16 protein-coding genes are annotated in these 17,568 nt (G+C 61.7%); 11 read left to right on the top strand and 5 right to left on the bottom strand.

The genetic code is table 11. The features are described from left to right. Positions 1-264: 264 nt before the first annotated feature. The 5 genes from X907_RS00790 (at position 265) to X907_RS00770 (ending at position 6,220) form a co-directional block, all read left to right on the top strand. Entirely contained in the window at positions 265-831 is a 567-nt protein-coding gene (locus tag X907_RS00790; RefSeq protein ID WP_127565171.1) for a TetR/AcrR family transcriptional regulator, read from the top strand. Beyond that, complete coding sequence (locus tag X907_RS00785; protein ID WP_127565170.1) at positions 828-1,922, top strand: efflux RND transporter periplasmic adaptor subunit; 1,095 nt, start codon at positions 828-830, stop codon at positions 1,920-1,922. The genes X907_RS00790 and X907_RS00785 overlap by 4 nt, the downstream gene beginning before the upstream one ends. Before the next feature lie 25 nt (positions 1,923-1,947). Next, the gene (locus X907_RS00780; RefSeq protein WP_127565169.1) at positions 1,948-5,061 is read left to right on the top strand and encodes an efflux RND transporter permease subunit; all 3,114 of its coding nucleotides are present in this window, start codon (positions 1,948-1,950) and stop codon (positions 5,059-5,061) included. A gap of 55 nt (positions 5,062-5,116) precedes the next feature. Then, complete coding sequence (locus X907_RS00775; RefSeq protein ID WP_127565168.1) at positions 5,117-5,926, top strand: hypothetical protein; 810 nt, start codon at positions 5,117-5,119, stop codon at positions 5,924-5,926. Positions 5,927-6,001: 75 nt separating this feature from the next. After that, a complete protein-coding gene (locus X907_RS00770; protein WP_127565167.1) occupies positions 6,002-6,220 on the top strand; it encodes a hypothetical protein in 219 nt (72 codons plus the stop codon). 10 nt (positions 6,221-6,230) lie between these two features. Here the strand turns inward: X907_RS00770 and X907_RS00765 are convergent, their stop codons facing one another. The 3 genes from X907_RS00765 to X907_RS00755 form a co-directional block, all read right to left on the bottom strand. Then, the gene (locus X907_RS00765; protein ID WP_127565166.1) at positions 6,231-7,091 is read right to left on the bottom strand and encodes a DUF1295 domain-containing protein; all 861 of its coding nucleotides are present in this window, start codon (positions 7,089-7,091) and stop codon (positions 6,231-6,233) included. A gap of 78 nt (positions 7,092-7,169) precedes the next feature. Continuing rightward, positions 7,170-7,583 carry a DUF6691 family protein gene (locus X907_RS00760; protein WP_127565165.1) on the bottom strand — a complete coding sequence of 138 codons (414 nt, stop codon included), beginning with the start codon at positions 7,581-7,583 and terminating at the stop codon, positions 7,170-7,172. Between the two features lie 10 nt (positions 7,584-7,593). Continuing rightward, on the bottom strand, positions 7,594-8,031 hold the full coding sequence (locus X907_RS00755; RefSeq protein ID WP_127565164.1) for a YeeE/YedE family protein: 438 nt from the start codon (positions 8,029-8,031) through the stop codon (positions 7,594-7,596). A 142-nt stretch (positions 8,032-8,173) separates the two neighbouring features. On the opposite strand from X907_RS00755, the gene X907_RS00750 reads away from it, so the two are divergent. The 4 genes from X907_RS00750 to X907_RS00735 all read left to right on the top strand — a co-directional run bounded on the left by X907_RS00750 (position 8,174) and on the right by X907_RS00735 (position 11,893). Further along, positions 8,174-8,521 carry an ArsR/SmtB family transcription factor gene (locus X907_RS00750; protein WP_127565163.1) on the top strand — a complete coding sequence of 116 codons (348 nt, stop codon included), beginning with the start codon at positions 8,174-8,176 and terminating at the stop codon, positions 8,519-8,521. Further along, a complete protein-coding gene (locus X907_RS00745; RefSeq protein ID WP_127565162.1) occupies positions 8,518-9,387 on the top strand; it encodes an MBL fold metallo-hydrolase in 870 nt (289 codons plus the stop codon). The genes X907_RS00750 and X907_RS00745 overlap by 4 nt, the downstream gene beginning before the upstream one ends. A gap of 163 nt (positions 9,388-9,550) precedes the next feature. Further along, complete coding sequence (locus tag X907_RS00740; protein WP_127565161.1) at positions 9,551-9,982, top strand: protein tyrosine phosphatase family protein; 432 nt, start codon at positions 9,551-9,553, stop codon at positions 9,980-9,982. Positions 9,983-9,994: 12 nt separating this feature from the next. After that, the gene (locus X907_RS00735) at positions 9,995-11,893 is read left to right on the top strand and encodes a SulP family inorganic anion transporter (protein ID WP_127565160.1); all 1,899 of its coding nucleotides are present in this window, start codon (positions 9,995-9,997) and stop codon (positions 11,891-11,893) included. Between the two features lie 1,420 nt (positions 11,894-13,313). Here the strand turns inward: X907_RS00735 and gyrB are convergent. After that, a complete protein-coding gene (gene gyrB, locus X907_RS00730) occupies positions 13,314-15,734 on the bottom strand; it encodes a DNA topoisomerase (ATP-hydrolyzing) subunit B (RefSeq protein ID WP_127565159.1) in 2,421 nt (806 codons plus the stop codon). 9 nt (positions 15,735-15,743) lie between these two features. Continuing rightward, positions 15,744-16,370 (bottom strand): LysE family translocator, encoded by a 627-nt coding sequence (locus X907_RS00725; RefSeq protein WP_127565158.1) that lies wholly within the window; start codon positions 16,368-16,370, stop codon positions 15,744-15,746. A gap of 152 nt (positions 16,371-16,522) precedes the next feature. Here X907_RS00725 and X907_RS00720 point away from each other — a divergent pair, with 152 nt between their 5' ends. After that, the gene (locus X907_RS00720) at positions 16,523-17,047 is read left to right on the top strand and encodes a hypothetical protein (RefSeq protein ID WP_127565157.1); all 525 of its coding nucleotides are present in this window, start codon (positions 16,523-16,525) and stop codon (positions 17,045-17,047) included. After that, entirely contained in the window at positions 17,044-17,565 is a 522-nt protein-coding gene (locus tag X907_RS00715; RefSeq protein WP_127565156.1) for a hypothetical protein, read from the top strand. Before X907_RS00720 ends, X907_RS00715 begins: the two co-directional genes overlap by 4 nt. Positions 17,566-17,568: the final 3 nt, after the last annotated feature.

Raw genomic sequence — 17,568 nt, 5'->3', positions numbered from 1 at the left:
CCCGTTTCTTTCACCCGCGCAAAGAAAAGCGCCTACCCGGCGGCCCTCGGCGCTGAATCTTCATTGAAACGTCACATTTGGTGGCCCGGCCGGAGCCAGAAAGAATTTTTACGGCCACCTCTTGCACGGCGGCAGTGAACGCGCTATTTCATCAAAACCGTCCAGACGGTATAGATGCGCTGCACAATTAGCTCCCCCGGCCTCGTTGCACTGCAGCATACCGTCTGGACGGACCCAGCCGCCAGGTGCTTGTGAGTACACATCATGCCGAAAACTGCCGCCAAGGAAGCCCGTGCCTCTGCCCGCGACGTCATTCTTGACGCCGCCGAGCGCGTTGTAGAACGCGAAGGCGCTGGCCGGCTGACCATTGATGCGGTCGTGCGCGAGAGCGGGTTTTCCAAAGGCGGCGTACTGTACAATTTCCCGTCCAAGCTGGACCTCATCAAGGGCATGGTGGCGCGTATCGTCGACGCCGTGCATTGCGATGTGGAACTCGCCCGCAAGGATGCGCGCGAGCAGGGACAGTCAGAGCTTTCGGCACTGATCCGCACGGCCTGCGAGAAAGAGCCCCACAGCCAGAAATTCATGATGGGTCTGATGGCGGCTGCCGCTGAACATCCTGAGTTGCTGGACCCAGTGCGGGGGCTGCTGACGCAGATGCGCGTTGATCTGCTGGCAAGCGCCGCCGACCCCGATCTGGCCCGCGTCGTCTTCCTTGCTGTCGACGGGCTGCATTTTGCCGACATGCTCGGTCTGGACTTTCTAACCCCTGAAGAACGGGCCCGCGTAGAGGCCCGGCTGGTCGATCTCATTTCGGAGCCCAAGTCATGATGACGCGCTATCTCCTCCCCGCTGCCGCCCTCCTTTCCGCTGCCCTGCTGGCGGCGTGCTCTGATGTGGCAGCCACCCCTGAAGAAACGCTGCGCACCGCGCGTATCGAAACGGTTGCGGCGCCCACCGGCCTTGCCCGGCGGGAATTCGTCGGCCGCGTAGAGGCCCGCTATAGTGTGGATCTTGCCTTTCAGGTTTCCGGCCGGCTGGCCGAATTTGCCATTCCCGAAGGCCAGATGGTGCAAGAAGGCACGCTGATCGCCCGGCTGGAAGACCAGGATTACGAGCGAGCCTTGCGCGAGGCGCGCGTCCAGCTGCAGCAGGCACGCACGAATCTTGACCGCCAGCAGACACTGCATGAGCGCGGCATCGCCTCCGACGCGGCGCTGGAAGATGCCCGCACCGCGTTCGAGCTGCGCTCGGTGGCGCTTGATACGATGCGTCAGAACCTTTCCTACGCGACTATTGAAGCCCCGTTTACCGGGCTGATGAGCCGCAGGCTGGTTGATAATTTCACCACGCTGAACGTCGGCCAGCCGGTCGCCCGCCTGCAGGACCTGTCTGAGCTGCGGGTCGCGATTGCCGTGCCCGAAAGCCTGATCGCGACACTCGAACGGCCGGACAGCTACACGATCTCGGCCCGTTTCCCGTTCATGGCCGACCGCGAGTTTCCTCTGGAGTTCCGCGAGCTGATCGCGGAGCCAGACACCGCTTCGCAAACCTACAAGGTGATGTTCGCGCTGCCGGCAGACCTGCCCGGCAACATATTGCCCGGCATGACGGTGAATGTGCGTGTTCAGCTCGATCAGGAATCCCTGCCCGGCGGTGATGCGGTGCGCATTCCGGTGACCGCGCTGGCGGCTCTGCCAGATGGCGGTTTCCAGGTCTGGGTGTTCGATCCGCACACCAGCTCGGTCAGTGCCCGGCCGGTACGCACGCGCGGCGTCGAAGGCGGCTCGGTGCTGGTGCTGGACGGGGTACAGGCAGGCGAGCAAATCGTCACCGCGGGCGTCAGCGCGCTAAGCGAAGGCATGCGTGTACGCCCCATGGCGCCCTCAGGGGCCGTCGCCCAAAATGGCGCTGCGCGCTAGTCTGTAACCCGGCAGGATCAACACCATGACGGACACTGCAAAGCCCGCGCCGGAAGAGCCGGCGCGTATCGATGATGCGTTCAATCTGGCACGTATCTCCATTGAAAAGCCTGTCATCAGCTGGCTGATTATCCTGGCCTGCCTGCTTGGCGGCCTGTGGGGCTTCAACACGGTCGGCCAGCTGGAAGACCCTGACTTCACCATCAAGGAAGCCATCATCTTCACCGCCTATCCCGGCGCCACCGCCGAGGAGGTGGAGGCCGAGGTGACCGAGCTTCTCGAAGCGGCCATCCAGCAGATGGGTCAGCTCGACCGTGTCACCTCGAAGTCCATGCCGGGCATGTCGGAGATCCAGGTCTCCATCCGCGACAACATTCTCGGCCATCAACTGCCGCAGGTCTGGGACGAGCTGAGAAAGCGTGTCCGCGACGCATCGGCAGGCCTGCCGCCGGGCGTGGCCGACCCGCAAGTCATTGACGATTTCGCCGATGTGTACGGCATTTTGTATGCCGTAACGGCACCGGGCTATTCGGACCGGGAGATCCGGGACATGGCACGCAATCTGCGCCGCGAACTGCTGGTGGTGCGCGGCGTCTCGCGCGTCGAGGCCGCCGGCCTGCCCGAAGAACGCATCTATATCGAGATTGCCCAGGAGCAGCTCGCCCGGCTGGGCCTGCCCTTTGACGCTGTCTTGCAGGCCGTGAGTAACGAAAATGCCGTGGTACAGGCCGGCGAGACGCCCGCAGGCGACCGCCTGCTGCGCGTGACGGTACCCCAGCGGGTCGACGGGGTTGAAGCGCTGGAGAACACTCTGATCAATCCGCGCGCTGCTGGCAGCGTGCTGCGCCTGTCGGACATCGCGACCGTTACGCGCGCGCCGCTGGAACGGGAAAGCTTCTACGCCTACCATAATGGCGAACGCGTATTCACGCTGGGTATTGCCGCCCTGCCCGACGCCAATATCGTGGATGTCGGCCACCGGGTTGAAGAGCGCCTGCGTCAGCTCGAGGCTGACCTGCCCGTCGGCGTCGAGCTCACCCCGATCTACGAGCAGCATGTGGTGGTCAACGAAGCCATTAGCGGCTTTCTGGTCAATCTGGCCATGTCGCTGGGCATCGTGATCGTGATGCTGTGCGTGTTCATGGGTTGGCGCGCCGGGGTGACGGTGGGGGCCACCCTGCTCCTGACCGTACTTGGCACGCTGTTCTTCATGTCAGTGTTCGACATCACCATGCAGCGCATCTCGCTGGGCGCGCTCATCATCGCGATGGGCATGCTGGTCGACAATGCGATTGTCGTGACCGAGAGCATGCAGGTTGATGTGCAGCGCGGGGTGCGCCGCCAGATCGCCGCAGAGCGCGCGGTGAAGACCACGCAATTTCCGCTTCTGGGCGCGACCATTATCGGCATCATGGCGTTTTCGGGCATGGGCCTGTCACAGGACTCCACCGGCGAGTTCATGTTCTCCATGTTCGCGGTGATCGGCATATCGCTGGGACTGTCCTGGCTTCTCGCCATCACCGTCTCACCGATGATCGCCTATACGCTGTTCAAGTCCGAGCGCGGATCCAAGCCCAACCCCTATGGCGGGCGGACCTATTCAGCCTACCGGGCCATTCTCACCGGGGCGCTGCGCCGCCGCTGGCTGACCGTGATAGCGCTTGTCGCCATCACGGTGGCCAGCTTCTGGGGCTTCGGCTTCGTACGGGCTGCCTTCTTCCCGGACTCCGACACCCCGCTCTTCTACATCAATATCGAACTTCCTCAGGGCACGGACATTCTTGCAACTGACCGGGCCGTACGTGAGGCCGCCGGATTTGCGCTTGTGCAGCCGGAAACCGACGGCGTGACCACATTCGTCGGACGCGGCGGCACGCGCTTCATGCTGACCTATTCTTCCGAACAGCCCAATACCGCCTATGGCCAGCTGGTGGTGCGGGCCCACTCCACCGACGTGATACCGGCCCTGTCGGAACGCATCGTCAATCATGTGCGCGAGACATTACCCGAGGCCGATGTACGCGGGGAACGTATCGTGTTCGGACCGCCGGCAGGGGCCCGTCTGGAAGTCCGTTTCTCCGGGCCTGACGCCGACGTGCTGAGGGCACTGGGCGAGGAGGCGGTTGCCCGGCTCGCCGACACCGGAACGCTTACCGATATGCGCCATACCTGGCGCAACCGTGAACTGATGCTGGAGCCTGTCATCTCCGCTGAGCGCGCGCGCACGACGGGCGTGACGCGAGAGGATATTGGCGAAGCCTTGCATTTTGCCACGGAAGGCACGCGTGTCGGCCTCTACCGGGAGGGCGATCTTCTGATCCCGATCATTGCCCGGGCACCGCTGACCGAGCGGGAGAACCCCTCCGCCCTTGAAGACCGGCTGATCTGGAGTCCGTCCCAGAACACCTATGTGCCGATCACGCAGGCAGTGGAGCGCTTCGAACTGGTGGCCCGCGACACGCTGATCCGGCGGCGCGACCGGGTGCGCACGCTGACCGTGCAGGCCAATCCGCCCGAAGGCGAAACGGCTGCTTCAGCCTTTCCGCGCTTTTCCGGCGTGATCAATTCGATCGATCTGCCACGCGGCTATTCGGTCGAATGGGGCGGGGAGATCGAAGCCAATCAGGAGGCGAACGAGTCGCTGGGTCAGGTGCTCCCGCTGAGCCTCATCGTCATGCTGGTCGTCAGCTTCCTCCTGTTCCAGAAGGTGCGCCAGCCGCTCATCATCTGGGCTATTGTGCCGATGAGCATTTGCGGGGTCACGGCCGGGCTTCTCGTCACCAATATCGCCTTCTCCTTCACGGCGCTTCTGGGCTTCCTGTCGCTCTCTGGCATGCTGATCAAGAACGCCATCGTGCTGGTGGACGAGCTCGATCAGCGCGTGGCCGCCGGCATTGATCCGTTCGAGGCGGTGCGCGAAGGCTCGGTGAGCCGCCTGCGCCCGGTCTTCCTCGCCTCGGCGACGACTATTTTGGGCATGATGCCGCTGATTGCCGACGCCTTCTTCCAGGGCATGGCGGTCACGATCATTGGCGGGCTGGCCTTTGCCACGGTGCTGACCCTGGTGGCAGCGCCTGTGCTCTACGCTCTGTTCTTTGGTATCCGCGCGCCAAAACCAGTGCCAGCGCTGAAAGGTTAACGTGTCATAAACGCAATCAGCGCGAGATGGCGGGCAAGCCGGAAGGATTCCCGCCATGCTGATTACCAGCCGTGACCGTATCGAGCCCCGCGCCGGCGAGCATGCCTATGCCTTGCGGCTGTCCCTGCCGCCCAATCGCGATCCTGCAAAGGACACCGCGCTGGCCGAGCATATCGACAGCTTTGTCCGGCTATACCTGACGCGGTTTGATGCCAGATCGACCCGCGCCACCCGCACCGCCGCGCTGCGCTGGATGCTGGTTTCGGCCTCCCAGAAAATGGCCGAGATGGAAAAGGTGCGCGCAGAGCTGGAGACAACGCTTTTCGGTACCGGGCCGTCGCATTTGCGCGGGCAGGCCGTGCTGGTGGAGATCCCGGTGGAGAACGAGGACGAAGGCGAAGCCTATGTCCCCGCCCTTGCGCAGGACACTGCAGAGACGCAAGCGGCCAGCGCCGAAACCGATCCCCCCGGCGCGCCTGAAAGCACAGGCACTCTGCAAGAGGAGCTTGCGGCCTTCCGGGCTGATATGCGCGAGATTGCCACCAGCCTGCAGGGCGTGGACGTCAAGGACGCGCTGGGCAGTTTCCGGTCGGAGCTGGATACGCTCGCGCAAAGACTGGAATCAGGCATTTCAGAAGCGGCAGGCCGGGTTGAAGGGGCCGCCGAGCGGATTGACCTTGCAACCGCGCGCCTGCCCGATGCCGACCGGCTGGAGCTGGCCCTGACGCGCAATGATGCGTCCGCCGCCGTCATCGCCAATGGCTTGCAGGAAAGCCTGAAACTGCTGCTCAAAGCGGTGGAGGGGCTGGAGCGCCAGAGCGCCGAGCCCAAATTGCTGGACGGCCTGGGACGCGAAGCGGCCTGACCGCTCATTTTCTGCTTCAACATTACGGCGAAGTAATGTTAGCCTTCCCGGTGAATGGGGTCTGGGGAGGCAACCATGCGCATCGTCTTCGGTCTGGTAGCGGCAATACTGGTCTGTGCAGGCTGGATGATCTGTCCTGTCAGCGTGCGCGCGGAAGTGACCCGCACCGTCACGCCGGACGCGGAGATCGTCGAGGAAATGCGCGCCGGGGCGGACATTATTGCGGCTGCGCTGGCCATACGCGCGCCGGACCTGAGCGATGCGGACGGCGAAAGCAGGCGCCAGGGACACTGACACCGGGGCGTCAGACCGCGCTGTCGTATTCCGTGGTATCATCCTCATCATCGATCACCGGCTCGTCGCTGGCGCGCGCCTTTGGCGGCCAGGGGAAGACGGCGCTGGTGCGGGCTGCATAGTCCGCATAGCCCGGACGCGAGGTCTTCATGCCCTTCTCCAGCAGCGGCACGCCTGACCAGCGCAAGAGGGTGAAGGTCAGGAAGGCCGGGCCGATGAATGACCAGAAGCCGAGCGCCGATTCCGCCGCAATCAGCCAGATACCCCACCAGGCGCACATCTCGCCAAAATAATTGGGGTGGCGCGACCAGGCCCACAGGCCCTGATCCATAACCTTGCCCTTGTTGGCGGGGTTTTCCTTGAAGACCGAAAGCTGCCAGTCGGCAATGGCCTCATAGGCGATGCCAAAGACCGCCAGCGCAAAGCCCAGAAGGGCGATAATGCCAAACCCTACCGGCTCGGCGCTGATCTGGCCGAGCTGCACAGGCAGGCAGACAACGAACAGCAATATGGCCTGCGGCCCGAACACGGCGAGGCCCGTCGCCTTGTCATAATCCCAGCCACGCTTGTCCTGCAGCCGGCCAATGAGGGCCTGGTAGCGCCGGTCCGGCCCTTCACGGCCCCAGCGGTGGAAGAGGTGGAGGCCGAGGCGCATGCCCCAGGCAATGGTCAGGCCTGCCAGCACCAGCTTGCGCTCCAGCCAGCCATCACCGGCCATGATGAAGGTCGTCAGCGCCAGTATGACCATGCCGAATGCCCAGAAAGCATCGACAAAGCTCGGGTCCTTGATCTTGCGGCTCCACAGCCACAGCCCCGCAAACACGGCGGCAATCACCACAAAATTGATCAGCAGGATCAGGGCAAGCGGCATGACGTCCTCACAGGGCACAGCTGGCTTTCAAAAGGAAGCCTAGCGTGCGCCGCGAGGAAGGGCGAGAGGGGGTTGTGCTTAATCGCGCACCAGCCAGCGCCAGCCTGCCATTCCCGCCAGCATGGCCGCAGTAAACAGCAGTGCTGGCAGCGCGCCCGTGCCGAGAGCGGTCAAAGCCGGTCCGGGGCAGAAGCCCACCAACCCCCAGCCCACGCCGAACATGGCTGCGCCGCCGATAAGGCGCGCATCCAGCTTCGTCGCCGTCGGGACGTTGAAGCGCTCGGCAAAGAGCGGGGCCGGCCGTTTGAGGACGAAGCGGTAGCCGATAAAGACGGTGCCGGCGGCGCCCGCCATCACGAAAGCGAGGCTCGGATCCCACTGGCCCGCTATATCCAGAAAGTTCAGCACCTTGGCCGGATTGACCATGCCTGACACGATAAGGCCCAGCCCGAAAACAAGACCGGCACCCAGGGCAGAAAGAACAGCTTTCATCGGTCTGGTCCTATACAAGATGTCTGGTGACAAAGACGGTGAGCAGCGCCGCGGCCATGAAGACGCCGGTCGCTACCAGTGATCGCGGTGACAGCCGGGCCAGCCCGCATACGCCGTGGCCAGAGGTGCAGCCTGAACCGATCTGCGTGCCCACGCCCACGATCAGCCCGGCGACAATCAGAAGCGGCCAGCTATCAGTGACACTGACCTGAGGCATTGCACCCGTCACCGCAAACCAGAGGGCAGGCGCGGCAACAAGGCCCGCGACGAAAGCCAGCCGCCAGAAACGGTCCAGGCCATTGAACGGTGCCGGGCCTAGCAGCCCGCCGACTATGCCTGCAATACCGGCGATGCGGCCATTGAGCGCCATCAGCATCACCGCGGACAGGCCGATCAGAACCCCGCCCAGCAATGCCGAAAACGGGGTGAAGGCGGTAGGTGCGTCCATTTTTCCTGTCGTCCTTTTGTTGGGGAGGCGAGATGTCACCACTCCACACTTGTCATTTATCGAAAATGATATATATGTGATGACAACGCAAGCCCCGGCGTGATGTTTTTCTCTGACAGGGGCATGGATAGGGAGCCGGGCCATGCAGGCAGGTCTTGATCTGGAGATGGTACGCAACCGCGCCGATGAAGTGGCAGGGCTGTTAAAGCTGCTCTCCCACCCCAACCGGCTGCTGGTGACGTGCGAGCTGGCCGATGGCGAGCTCTCCGTATCCGAGATCGAGGCGCGTACCGGCGTTGCCCAGCCCAATCTATCGCGTGATCTGGCACGGCTGCGCGCCGAAGGCATCGTCTCCACGCGCCGTCAGTCCAAACAGATATTCTATTCCCTCAAAGACCCCCGCATCCTCGCCGTGATGCGCGCCCTGTGTGACGCGTTCGCCCCGGTTGCCGATGCGCCCCAAACCCCGAAGAAGGAGCTTGCTCAATGACCGGCATTCCTGACGTGAAAGCGTTTTTCGACGAGCCGACCAACACGGTCAGCTATGTCGTCTCCGACCCGGCCACCAAGAAGGCCGCCATTGTCGACTCGGTACTCGACTATGATCCGAAATCCGGGCGCACCTCGCGCGACAGCGCCGATGCCATCATCGCCTATGTGAAGGCACAGGGCTTTGAGGTGCAATGGCTTCTGGAGACCCATGTCCATGCCGATCACCTTTCCGCGGCGCCCTATCTGAAAGAGAAGGTGGGCGGCACGCTCGCCATCGGCTCTTATATCCGCACCGTGCAGGACGTGTTCGGCAAGATCTTCAATGCCGGCACCGAGTTCCAGCGCGATGGTTCCCAGTTCGACCGGCTGGTCGAGGATGGCGATACATTCAAGCTGGGCAAAATTGATGTGCAGGCCATACACACGCCGGGCCATACACCCGCCTGCATGACCTATGTCATCGGGGACGCGGCCTTTGTCGGCGATACGCTGTTCATGCCCGACTATGGTACGGCGCGCTGTGACTTCCCCGGCGGCCATGCCGGTACGCTTTACCGCTCGATCCAGAAGATCTATGCGCTCCCTGACGAGACACGCATGTTCCTGTGCCATGACTACAAGGCACCGGGGCGCGACACGTTTGAATGGGAAACCAGCGTGGGCGAACAGAAGCGCGCCAACATCCATGTTCACGAGGGTGTTTCAGAGGACGAGTTCGTGAAGATGCGCACTGAGCGCGATGCGACGCTGGCCATGCCGACCCTGATCCTGCCGAGCGTGCAGGTGAATATGCGCGCCGGGCACATGCCGCCAGCGGAGGATAACGGCACGACCTATCTGAAAATCCCGGTGGATGCGCTTTAGGCGTCCTTTCCTCCCCCGTTTACGGGGGAGGTGCCTTCGAAGAAGGCGGAGGGGGGAGTTGTTGTGAAATCCCCCCCCTCGGCCCTTCGGGCCACTCCCCCCCGCTCGCGGGGGGAGAAACCATGCCCTCGCTACTTGCCACACCCCTTCCAAGGACCCTCCCATGCCCCATAAAACCCTCACGCCCAAGGTTTCGGTCGCAGGCCAGCTCAGCGCCGACGCGATCCGCGATCTCGCCGGGCAGGGCTTTAGCGATGTGATCTGCAACCGCCCCGATGGTGAGGAGCCGGGCCAGCCGCCTCTTTCAGAATTGCAGGCAGCCGCGAGGGAAGCGGGCATAGCCTTCCACCACATCCCTGTTTCAGGCGGACAGTTCCCTGAAAGTGCCATCTCCGCCTTTGCTGACGCGCTTGAGGGCGCAGATGGCAAGGTGATGGCCTATTGCCGGTCCGGCACGCGCTCGACCTGTCTGTGGGCACTCTCGCAGGCGCGCAAGAGTGAACCGGCAAGCCTTATCGAGGCTGGCGCGCGCGCTGGCTATGATCTTGCCCCGCTGGCCCCGGCGCTTGCCGCGCGCCATGGCAACAACGCGTAAGGAGCGGCGGAGGTGAAGCTCTCGCGCTATCTGCCCATACTGGACTGGGGCCGGGAATACCGGCGCGAAACGCTTGTCAGCGACCTGATGGCGGCGGTGATCGTCACCATCATGCTGATCCCGCAATCGCTCGCCTATGCCATGCTGGCAGGGATGCCGCCCGAGACCGGGCTTTATGCCTCCATGGCCCCGCTTGTGCTCTACGCGATCTTCGGGACGGGCCGGACGCTCGCCGTCGGGCCCGTGGCGGTGATCTCGCTGATGACGGCGGTGGCCGTGGGCCGCGTCGCCGACGAAGGCAGTATGGGCTATATCACCGCCGCGCTTACCCTCGCCGTGCTCTCAGGCGTGATCTTGGTGGCGATGGGTCTGTTCCGGCTGGGCTTTATCGCCAATTTTCTCTCCCACCCGGTCATTTCCGGCTTCATAACCGCAGCGGGCCTGCTCATCGCGGCCGGGCAGATGCGCCATATTCTCGGCACCGGGGCGGGCGGACATACCGGCGTGGAGATTGCCGCCAGCCTCGTCACGACCATTGGCGAGGCCAATCTGTGGACGCTCGCCGTAGCGATACCCGCCCTTGCCTTCCTGGCCTGGGCAAGAAAGGGCGCGCCGGACCTGCTGTGGCGGCTGGGCCTGCCCAAGTTTGTTGCCAACCTGATCGGGCGCGCCGCGCCCCTGCTGGCGGTCGCGGCCTCCATTGCAGCGGTGAAGATATTCGATCTGTCCGCGCGGGGCGTAGCCACGGTGGGTGATATTCCGGCCGGCCTGCCGCCCTTTACCATCCCATCATTTGACCCGGCCCTGATCTCCGCCCTCATCGGCCCGGCGCTACTATTGTCTGCGGTGGGTTTTGTGGAGTCGGTGTCGGTGGCGCAGACGCTCGCCGCCAAGCGCCGCCAGCGCATTGATCCTGATCAGGAGCTCATCGGCCTCGGCGCCGCCAATATCGGTGCGGGTTTCTCCGGCGGTTTTCCGGTGACCGGCGGGTTTGCCCGCTCGGTGGTCAATTTCGATGCCGGGGCCGCCACGCCCGCGGCAGGCGCGTTCACCGCTATCGGGATTGGCCTTGCCAGCCTGTTCCTGACGCCCTGGCTCGCCGACCTGCCTGTCGCCGTGCTGGCCGCAACCATTATCGTGGCCGTGCTGTCGCTGGCTGACTTCCCGATCATCCGGCGCACCTGGCGCTATTCAAAAAGCGATGGTGCGGCCATGACCGGCACCATACTCGCCACGCTGCTAGTGGGCGTGGAAGCGGGCATCCTTACCGGCGTGGTGCTCTCCATCGGCCTGCATCTTTACAAGACCAGCCGCCCGCATACGGCCATTGTCGGCCTGGTTCCAGGCACCGAGCATTTCCGCAATGTTGACCGCCACGAGGTTATCACCTCGCCTTCGCTCATCACCCTGCGCGTGGATGAAAGCCTCTATTTTCCCAATGCCCGCTATCTGGAAGACCGCGTGCTGGAACTGGTCGCCGCGCAGCCGGAAGCCAAGCATTTCGTGCTGATGTGCCCGGCGGTGAACGCGATTGATGCCAGCGCGCTGGAAAGCCTTGAGGTGATCAACCAGCGCCTGAAGGAGGGCGGGCTCTCCTTCCACCTCTCCGAGGTCAAGGGCCCGGTCATGGACCGGCTGAAACGTTCCGGCTTCCTCAATCACCTCACCGGCAAGGTGTATTTGAGCCAGTACGAGGCGTTCATGGAGCTGGGGGTTAGGGCCTACTGCTTCGTTGTTCCCGCGCAGGCGGGGATCACGTGGGCTGGTGTCTCCCCGTTCACGGGGGGAGTTATATTTTCTCTGGTCGAAATTGATCCAAGTCAATCAGCCTATCAAAATCTTCTCGCCAAAGCTTTTGCGGTCGGAAACCGTCACGCCCGCTATAATTATTCATTACAAATCCGGGGGTAAAGTCATTCAAATGCGCGTCCGAGCTGTGACTAATTAAAACTTCGGTTAAACTGAAGTGGGCTGCCGCCTGAATAAATAAGCTAAAAGACGAACAGCCCATATTGATTATCGAATACTTTTCAACCAGCTTCGGATCTGATCCCTTTCTGCGGAGTTCTTCAGTGCACATTTTACGAATTTTAGCACCGATAACGCCGTTCAGAATCAACCAATCTTCAGGCGTTACAATAATAATGTATACCGCTCCCTTGGGCACGTCTCTACCAAATAATCCTGCGTGTTCACGCTCTGCTGCCATTATAGCCTGAGCGCAGAATTTTGCATAATGAAACAAATCCCTTTCAAATGCGCCCTCATTTGACGGATCTGATTTGGTATCTACCAGAGGTCTTTTGAATTTGCACTCGATAAACACCCCTATATCATCTTCAACAATTATCCAATCACAAGAAGATTTTGGCTCTTTTTTTCCATTTATCGATTCAGCGTATACATTCCATTTTCTTAGTGATAGCAATTTTATTATATTTCCTACACAGTCCTCAAATGCGTACCCCACGTTGTTTGCGAAACTATCTAATTTTATTAGATCATAATATACACCATAAGTTAATCGTCTAAGCAAGTGGCCTACAAATGGGCAACAAAGCTCAATCCGACTTATATCAATCACAGCAATCGGATTGCTCACAAAGCTTGATAGGTGAAATTTTTTATGGTGGCCAGCTAACCGATTTGCTTTACTGAACTCTCTATGCAATTCTACTGGCATAGATATTTTCTGAAGTATTTTATACAAAGTATGTTTATTGAGTCGAATCTCATTTAAATTTAAAGGCAATTTTATAAAAGTTGAATCTTGAAATAAAGAGTATATTATAAAAACATGCTGAAAATACGACTCCAATTCGACATCAAATCCCTCTCTAAACGATTCACGAATTTTGGGATGGTCATATATTTTATAGAAAAGCATAATATCATCAAATCCCACAGGTCTTTGATCGGGAATTTGCTGATATAAGAGTGATCCCATGTACCGCCAGATACTCACCTGATCGAAATCAAATGGGCTGCTCAAACAATAATCTGTTGCAGCACGTATCGCGGTTGAGAAAATGTTGTAATCTGATAGTGATGCTCGGCTAAAGTAGTCTCCATTAATTATAATGGATTCTGCCACTAGGTCCCGCGCCCATGGAAAGCCGAAAGGGCAGTTCATAAGCTCATACTTTGGTGGGCTGGGGAAACTCGGTATTTGGACCCTCGTTCCGAAGTGTCTAAACCTGTCGATATGACCAAGCACCTCAAGAGATTCGGGTATTTGTAGGCCGCGGGTCGCCTGAAAGAGGCGATCAAGGTAATTGTGCTGATCGCCCGTCATGCATTCTCCAGAGGCCAGTTAACCATCAAGAAAAGCCTAAGCATCCACCTCGGCTTCGAGGGCGAATTCCTGGATGAACTCGCGGCGCGGTTCCACCACATCGCCCATCAGCTTGGCGAAGAGATCGTCAGCCGTGTCGGCCTCCTTGACCGAGACGCGCAGCAAGGACCGCGCATCGGGATCGAGCGTGGTTTCCCAGAGCTGGCCGGGATTCATCTCGCCCAGACCCTTATAGCGCTGGATTTTCATACCCTTGGCCCCGGCGCGGATCACCGTGTCCATGAGCTGCCAGGCGCCATGGATCACGGTCTCCTCGCCCTTGCGGGTGAAGAGGAGCGGGCCGGCATAATCCTCGGCAATCGCGGCTGCACGCTCTGACAGGCGGCGCGCATCAGGGCTGGCCAGGATCGTATCGTCCAGCACCACGGCCTCGGTGACGCCGCGCACTTCGCGTTTGAGCACCAGACCGCCTTCAGGTGGCACCAGCCCCATCCAGCCATCTTCGCCCTCGTCAGCGGCGCGGTTGAGGCGCACGGCGACCTTCTCGGCGAGTTCGGTCGTCACCTCCGGGCTCAGCGCCCCTTCAAGGGCCGCGGCCTCCAGCGCGAAGGCCGGCGCACGTGCGGTCAGGCGGGCGGTGGCCAGCACCACGCCGCGTGCAGATTTCACGCGCTCAGCCAGGTCCGTTCCCGTCACCGTCTCGCCCGTGCCAAGGCGCAACGTGGCTTCGGCGGAGCCTTCCTCGATGAGGGAGGCGTCCATCTCGGCCTGATCGGTCATGTAGCGTTCGGAGCGCCCGCGCGTGACCTTGTAGAGCGGCGGCTGGGCGATATAGAGATGGCCGCGCTCGATCAGCTCCGGCATCTGCCGATAGAAGAAGGTCAAGAGGAGCGTGCGGATATGCGCGCCGTCCACATCGGCGTCCGTCATGATGACGACCTTGTGGTAGCGCAGCTTGTTATAGTCGATCTGGTCGCGGCCAATGCCGGTGCCAAGGGCGGTAATCAGCGTGCCGACCTGGTCAGAGGAGAGCATCTTGTCAAAGCGCGCGCGCTCCACATTGAGGATTTTACCGCGCAGCGGCAGCACGGCCTGATTTTCGCGGTTACGGCCCTGTTTGGCTGAGCCGCCGGCGGAATCACCCTCGACGATGAAGAGTTCCGATTTGGCCGGGTCCTTCTCCTGACAGTCCGCCAGCTTGCCGGGCAGGGAGGTGATGTCGAGCGCGCTCTTGCGCCGGGTCAGCTCGCGCGCCTTGCGCGCCGCTTCGCGGGCGGCGGCGGCCTCGATGATTTTCGAGACAATGCCCTTGGCCTCGGCCGGGTGCTCCTCAAACCATTCGGACAGCTGCTCGAACACCGCGCCCTCAACGGCCGGGCGCACTTCGGAGCTGACCAGCTTGTCCTTGGTCTGCGAAGAGAATTTCGGGTCCGGCACCTTCACCGACAAGACGCAGGTCAGACCCTCGCGCGCATCATCGCCGGTAATGGCGACCTTGGCCTTGGAGGCCAGGCCGGAGCTTGCCGCATAATTATTGATGATGCGCGTCAGCGCGCCACGGAAACCGGCAAGGTGTGTGCCGCCATCCCTCTGGGGGATGTTGTTGGTGAAGCACAGCATGTTCTCGTGATAGCTGTCATTCCACTGCAGCGCGGCCTCTACCGTCACGCCATCGCGATCACCCAGAATCACGATCGGTTCGGGGAAGATCGGGGATTTGGCGCGGTCGAGATGCTTCACGAAGGCGGCCACCCCGCCATCATATTGCAGCACTTCCTCAAAGGCTTCCGCCTCGCGCTCATCGCGCAGGACAATGCGTACGCCGGAATTGAGGAAGGCGAGCTCCCTAAGGCGGTGGTGCAGGCGCGCGCGCTCGAACACGATCTCGGAGAACGTCTTGTCTGAGGGCAGGAAGCGCACTTCGGTGCCGGTCAGCGGCTTGCCATTGGCACGGCTAGGCGCCTCGCCGATGACTTTCAAATCCTCGCCATCCTTCGGCTCGCCATGCACAAAGCGCATGTGGTGCGACTTGCCATGACGCCAGATGGTCAGGTCGAGCCATTCGGACAGGGCGTTGACCACCGATACGCCGACGCCGTGCAGGCCGCCGGACACCTTGTAGGAATTCTGGTCGAACTTACCGCCGGCATGGAGCTGGGTCATGATGACCTGCGCGGCCGAGACACCCTCGCCCTCGTGGATGGCGGTCGGCACGCCGCGCCCGTCATCGCGCACGCTCGCCGAACCGTCCGCGTGCAGGGTGACGCGTATCTCCGTGCAATGGCCCGCCAGCGCCTCGTCGATGGCGTTGTCGACCACCTCATAGACCATGTGGTGCAGGCCCGAACCGTCATCGGTATCCCCGATATACATGCCCGGACGCTTGCGTACGGCATCAAGCCCTTTGAGGACCTTGATGCTGTCCGCGCCATATTCCTGATTCGTGTTCTCGCTCATGGGTTTTTTCTAGCTGATAGCGAGCCATACCGCCACGCTTGCCATGACAAAAGCCGTGGCAAGGTCAGCGCGCGATTTCACACCCTTCGCCACCAGCCAGCCCCGCGCCCGCTCTGCCAGCGTCACATGGACCGCCGTGGTGAGCATGAAAAGCGCCAGCATCATCGCCACCATCACCGCGTAATCGGTAATGCGCACGGTCGATAGATCAAAGAAGGCAGGCAGGAAGGCGAGATAGAAGAGGATCGCCTTGGGGTTGGTCAGCGGCATGGCGACACCGGCCAGATAGGTCGCGCCATAACCCGCACTGCGCTTCAGGCCGGAGGTGACGGGCGCGGGCGGTTTTGGCCGCAGGCCGGAGCGCAAACTGCCCCACGCCATCCATAAGAGGATCGCCACGCCAATCGCCTTGCCGATCCACACATAGGGCCCGGCCCGCTCTGCCAGCGCGGCCAGCCCCGTCACCGCCACCGTCAGCCAGACAATATCGCCGGTAATGATGCCGCTGCCATAGAGCCAGCCATGCACCGGCCCTGCATCAATCGTGCGCCCGACCATGGCGGCATTGGCCGGCCCCGGCGTGAAGAACAGGATGAAGAGCGCGCCGCCAAAGGCGGCCAGCGAGGCAAGGGTCATGGCGTGTGGATTAGCGCCGCCGCAAGGCATCGCAAAGCGCGCGGGGCAGTGGGGTGGCGGTGGCGAGAGCTGGTTTCGCTTTTGCGCCAATGGCCTCTAGGTTGCGGGGTCTGGTTTCATGAGCGGAGCAGTCTTCGGGGGAGGATAACGGTTTGAGAAAATGGCTTCCAGCGCTGATCTTGGGTCTGGCGGTGTCCGCTTGCGGTGACCATGCGCCGGATCCTGAAAGAACACCGGATATTCAGGCCGTGGCGAACCGGCTGGATGCCGCCTGCTCAGACTGGACGGACAGGACCGGCATGATGGATGCAGCGCTTGCTGGCGATCTGGGGGCCACGAACTGTGAAATAGCCCGAGAAGAGCGGCATTTGCTGCTTTCCCCCGGTTTTGATGGCGCAGACCGCGCGAGGCTGCGCTCCAGCTACCGCCGCTGGCAGATCAGCGGCGAGCGCGATGAGCGCGCCCTGGCTGCTGCCCGGAGCCTGCCGCGCGACACGGTGGCCGGTGAAGTGGCCTATCATGGCCACCTGCTGCGGACGGCCTCTGGCCCCGCCGAACGGTTACTGCCTGATGGCCCGTGCTGGGAGCTGAACGACATCCAGCTCGAACTGGTCCGGGTGGCGATCCCCGATGATGATACCGCCCCCTGCCTTGAGGGCTGGGGGATTGAAGAGTGAACAGACGGCTTTCGATCCTCGTTGCTTGCCTTGCCATATCGGCATGCGGCAACCCCGCGCCCGCCGGTAGCGACGGCAGTGCATCTGCACTCGACCCGCTCGTGGCGTGCGAGCCCTGGTTTGGCGTTGATGGCGGCTCGTTTGAAGACGGCATGCGGGGGAATGTCGCGGCCATCGATTGCTGGATCGCCAACGCCGAGAGGCGGCGTGCTGAAGGGCTGGTGGAACCGGACCTGATCGATTTCGGCCGCTTGCGTGACGGGTATATGCGCTCCCACTGGTCGGGGGAGATATATCCTCCTGCGCTCGAAGCCGCCGCGCGTATGCCGCGCATCGAAGTGGCCAGTCAGGTGGCCCTGCACCGCTGGTCCATCCGCTTCTTCCACAACCCGGACGAACCGCCGCTGACAGGCGAGCCGTGCTGGGAGCTGGATGAAATGCAAATCAACTTTGTGCGCGCTGCCACCCCCGATGAGGAGAGTGCTCCTTGCCTTGAGGGCTGGGGAATCGCGGAGTGACCT

It is taken from the genome of Glycocaulis alkaliphilus, assembly GCF_004000605.1.
GTDB lineage: Bacteria > Pseudomonadota > Alphaproteobacteria > Caulobacterales > Maricaulaceae > Glycocaulis > Glycocaulis alkaliphilus.
The sequence above is the reverse complement of the archived record's forward strand: the minus strand, read 5'-3'. Positions and strand labels throughout refer to the sequence as shown.

Bases quoted from the DNA above. Each gene is read 5' to 3' on its own strand.
- X907_RS00790 (WP_127565171.1), top strand. From the start codon at position 265: ATGCCGAAAACTGCCGCCAAGGAAGCCCGTGCCTCTGCCCGCGACGTC.
- X907_RS00785 (WP_127565170.1), top strand. From the start codon at position 828: ATGATGACGCGCTATCTCCTCCCCGCTGCCGCCCTCCTTTCCGCTGCC.
- X907_RS00780 (WP_127565169.1), top strand. From the start codon at position 1,948: ATGACGGACACTGCAAAGCCCGCGCCGGAAGAGCCGGCGCGTATCGAT.
- X907_RS00775 (WP_127565168.1), top strand. From the start codon at position 5,117: ATGCTGATTACCAGCCGTGACCGTATCGAGCCCCGCGCCGGCGAGCAT.
- X907_RS00770 (WP_127565167.1), top strand. From the start codon at position 6,002: ATGCGCATCGTCTTCGGTCTGGTAGCGGCAATACTGGTCTGTGCAGGC.
- X907_RS00765 (WP_127565166.1), bottom strand. From the start codon at position 7,091: ATGCCGCTTGCCCTGATCCTGCTGATCAATTTTGTGGTGATTGCCGCC.
- X907_RS00760 (WP_127565165.1), bottom strand. From the start codon at position 7,583: ATGAAAGCTGTTCTTTCTGCCCTGGGTGCCGGTCTTGTTTTCGGGCTG.
- X907_RS00755 (WP_127565164.1), bottom strand. From the start codon at position 8,031: ATGGACGCACCTACCGCCTTCACCCCGTTTTCGGCATTGCTGGGCGGG.
- X907_RS00750 (WP_127565163.1), top strand. From the start codon at position 8,174: ATGCAGGCAGGTCTTGATCTGGAGATGGTACGCAACCGCGCCGATGAA.
- X907_RS00745 (WP_127565162.1), top strand. From the start codon at position 8,518: ATGACCGGCATTCCTGACGTGAAAGCGTTTTTCGACGAGCCGACCAAC.
- X907_RS00740 (WP_127565161.1), top strand. From the start codon at position 9,551: ATGCCCCATAAAACCCTCACGCCCAAGGTTTCGGTCGCAGGCCAGCTC.
- gyrB (WP_127565159.1), bottom strand. From the start codon at position 15,734: ATGAGCGAGAACACGAATCAGGAATATGGCGCGGACAGCATCAAGGTC.
- X907_RS00725 (WP_127565158.1), bottom strand. From the start codon at position 16,370: ATGACCCTTGCCTCGCTGGCCGCCTTTGGCGGCGCGCTCTTCATCCTG.